The following is a 3,553-nucleotide window of genomic DNA, read 5'->3' as shown; positions in this document are numbered from 1 at the left end:
CTCGATACCGGCGCGTTTTTCCCCCACCAGAAACAGTTCGCGCCCGGCCAAACGCGAGGCCAGCGCCTGCAACAGATAGTCGGTAAGCTCGCGGGATTTCGGCAGAAATACCACGGCGGCGTCGAAGGCTCGCTCGTCCGGCTCCACAGCAAACTGGCAGCGTTCGGGGAAGCGCGCGCTAAGGGCGTTATGGTCGCCGGCATGCCAGCTCCAGCCATGGGCGGCGGGCAGTTGGCCGAGCAGGTCATCGGCCGGCAAACCTACCAATAAGAGGTTGCCGGTGAATAACTCGGGCTGGCGCAGCAGCACTTCGCTTCGCGGGTCCATGGGGTTCTCCTGGAAAGAGCGCTGGGGAAAAAGCCCGGCAGCTTAGCCGACCTGCCGCTTAGGCGCACCGTTGAAAAACGCGGCCGCGTTCTCGCTGATTTGCCCAACGATCCGCTGGCGCGCCTCGCGGCTGCCCCAGGCGCTATGGGGGGTGATGATCAGACGCGGAATATCGTCGGCCAGCAGCGGATTGCCGGCAGTGGGCGGTTCCTGAATCAGCACATCGGTCGCCGCGCCGCCCAGATGACCACGGCGCAAGGTGTCGGCCAACGCCTGCTCATTGACCAGGCCACCGCGGGCGGTGTTGATCAGATACGCCGTAGGTTTCATCAGGTCCAGTTGCGCGGTGTCGATCAGATTTTTCGTGTGCTCGTTCAGCGGGCAATGCAGGGTCAGGGCATCTACCTGCGGTAGCAATTCTGCCAGTGGCAAGCGGTTGTCGCGGGCAGGGCGCCCAGGCAGTTGGCCAAACAACACGCGCATACCAAAGGCCTCAGCCAGCTTGGCCACCGCGCCACCCAATTCGCCATGGCCGAGCAGGCCGAGGGTTTTGCCTTCCAGCTCGACGATGGGGTAATCCAGCAAGCAGAACATCTTCGCTTGCTGCCACTTGCCGGCGCGAATATCACGCTGGTAATCGGGCAAACGGGTAGCCAATGCCAGCAGCAACATCAGTGTGTGTTGGGCCACCGACGGCGTACCGTAACCCTGGCAATTACTCACCACCACCCCGTGCTCGCGAGCGGCGGAGAGGTCGACATTATTGGTGCCGGTGGCGGCCACCAACACCAGCTTTAACTGCGGGCAGGCGGCGAAGGTTTCAGCCGTGATCGGGGTTTTATTGGTGATCACCACATCGGCATTTTGCAGCCGTTCGGCCACTTGTTCGGGGGTGGTCAGACCATGCAGCGTCAGCGCGCTAAAGGCGGCGTGAAGCAGCGCCAAATCGAGGTCGCCAAGGTCAAGGGAGTCGTGATCGAGGAACACGGCGCGGCTGGAGGCTGTCATCAGCTGTACCTTTTTTGCAGACGGGGAGGGGCGTATCGTTGCCAGCCTACCTTACTTCGGAGCACCACTATGTACTGGACGGAGTTTCTTACCGTTGCCCTGATTCACCTGCTGGCGGTGGCCAGCCCGGGGCCAGACTTCGCCGTGGTGGTGCGTGAAAGCGTGGCTAATGGGCGCCGGGCTGGAACATGGACAGCGCTGGGTGTGGGCTGCGCGATTTTCCTCCACGTCACTTATTCCTTGCTGGGCATTGGGTTGATCGTGTCGCAGTCCATCGTGCTGTTTAGCGCGTTGAAATGGCTGGCGGCAGCCTACCTGGTTTACATCGGCATCAAGGCCTTGCGCGCGCAGCCAGCGGCAGCGGGTGGCGAGCGAGAACTGCTGGTTGAGCCGCTACAGCGCTCGGCGCGTGGGGCGTTTGTCAGTGGCTTTGTCACCAATGGCCTGAACCCCAAAGCGACGTTGTTTTTCCTTTCCTTGTTTACCGTAGTGATCAACCCGCATACGCCGCTGTTAGTGCAGGCCGGTTATGGCGTGTACCTGGCAGCCGCTACGGCGACCTGGTTTTGCCTGGTGGCCTGGCTCTTTAGCCAAGAACGCGTGCGCGCCGGCTTTAGCCGTATGGGGCACTGGTTTGATCGGGCGATGGGCGTGGTGTTGATTGGTTTGGGGGTGAAAGTGGCTTTGGCGCGGATGCCATAGGTCACTTCCGTCATCCTCGCGTAGGCGGGGATCCAGAGTGTCTTAGGTGACAGCGCTGGTCTGGGAATCCTGGGTCCCCGCCTGCGCGGGGACGACGGGGTTGAGGCTAATTACAGCGGTTTGATCGGGCGATGGGCGTGGTGTTGATTGGTCTGGGGGTGAAAGTGGCTTTGGCGCGGATGCCATAGCTCACTTCCGTCATCCCCGCCTGCGCGGGGACGACGGGGTTGAGGCGAATTTCAGCGGTTTGATCGGGCGATGGGTTTGGTGTTGATTGGTTTGGGCGTGAAGGTGGCGTTTGCCAAGTTGCCGTGATCGCTGGAGCAAAAGCCCCTCTCCCCCGGCCGCTCTCCCGCAAGCGGGGCGAGGGGAGCAAGTTTGCGCTCGCCGTTATTGTGCGATCAGCTCCCTCTCCCGTTTACGGGAGAGGGCTGGGGTGAGGGGCTTTTGTTTTTCGCTTGCGGCCTAGATCAGCTCAACCGCCACCGCAGTCGCCTCACCCCCACCGATGCACAACGCTGCCACACCGCGTTTGCCGCCGGTGTTTTTCAGGGCATTAATCAAGGTCAGGATAATCCGCGACCCCGTGGACCCCACCGGGTGCCCCTGCGCACAAGCGCCGCCGTAGACGTTGACCTTGGCATGGTCCAACCCATGCTCACGCATGGCCAACATGGTCACCATGGCAAACGCTTCGTTGATTTCAAACAGGTCAACGTCGCCTTTGTTCCAGCCGGTTTTGGCGAACAAATTGGTCATGGCGCCGATGGGCGCGATGGTGAATTCGCTGGGGTCTTGGCTTTGCGTGGCATGGCCGACGATCTTGGCCAGCGGCTTAAGACCACGACGCGCTGCCTCGTCAGCGGTCATCAGTACCAACGCGCTGGCACCGTCAGAGATCGAGCTGGCGTTCGCCGCCGTGATGGTGCCGTCCTTGCGGAAGGCCGGTTTCAGGCCGGGGATTTTGTCCAGGTTGGCGTTGAGCGGTTGCTCGTCGTCCTTAACCAGCACGTCGCCTTTGCGGCTGGTGACGGTCACCGGGACGATTTCCGCCGTCAGCGAGCCATCGGCAATGGCCTTCTGCGCACGCTTCAACGACTCGATGGCGTACGCGTCCATCTCTTCACGGCTGATGCCGTATTTGTCGGCGGTCTCTTGCGCAAACGAGCCCATCAGGCGCCCGGTGCGGGCATCTTCCAGGCCGTCGAGGAACATATGGTCTTTGATTTCGCCGTGGCCCATGCGCAGGCCGCTGCGGGCTTTTTCCAGGATGTAGGGGGCGTTGGACATGCTTTCCATACCGCCGGCGACCATCACCGAGTTGGTGCCGGCCTTGAGCAGGTCGTGGGCGAGCATGACGGCTTTCATACCCGAGCCGCAGAGTTTGTTGATGGTGGTGCAGCCGGTGGCGCTGGGCAGGCCGGCATTCAGCGAGGCTTGGCGAGCGGGGCCTTGTTTCAGGCCGGCGGGCAGTACGCAGCCCATGATCACTTCTTGTACATCGGCGGCCTGAATG

Annotated in this window: 3 protein-coding genes and 1 pseudogene; 1 reads left to right on the top strand and 3 read right to left on the bottom strand. The window is 61.9% G+C overall.

Annotated elements, in window-relative coordinates; translation table 11 throughout:
- A pseudogene (locus AAAB16_RS14790) lies at window positions 1–327 on the bottom strand (16S rRNA methyltransferase); the annotation flags it as partial.
- 42 nt (window positions 328–369) lie between these two features.
- On the bottom strand, window positions 370–1,335 hold the full coding sequence (locus AAAB16_RS14785; RefSeq protein ID WP_340664000.1) for a 2-hydroxyacid dehydrogenase: 966 nt from the start codon (window positions 1,333–1,335) through the stop codon (window positions 370–372).
- A gap of 69 nt (window positions 1,336–1,404) precedes the next feature.
- Between AAAB16_RS14785 and AAAB16_RS14780 the strand changes: the two genes are divergently transcribed.
- A complete protein-coding gene (locus tag AAAB16_RS14780; protein WP_340663999.1) occupies window positions 1,405–2,037 on the top strand; it encodes a LysE family transporter in 633 nt (210 codons plus the stop codon).
- Window positions 2,038–2,502: 465 nt separating this feature from the next.
- Here AAAB16_RS14780 and AAAB16_RS14775 read toward each other — a convergent pair.
- Window positions 2,503–3,553 (bottom strand): acetyl-CoA C-acyltransferase (locus AAAB16_RS14775; protein WP_340663998.1); only part of this gene is annotated, 1,051 nt, incomplete at its 5' end.

This window comes from Pseudomonas sp., assembly GCF_037994325.1.
Taxonomy (GTDB): Bacteria; Pseudomonadota; Gammaproteobacteria; order Pseudomonadales; family Pseudomonadaceae; genus Aquipseudomonas.
Note: the sequence above shows the minus strand (reverse complement) of the source record. Positions and strands in the feature narration are given on the sequence as shown.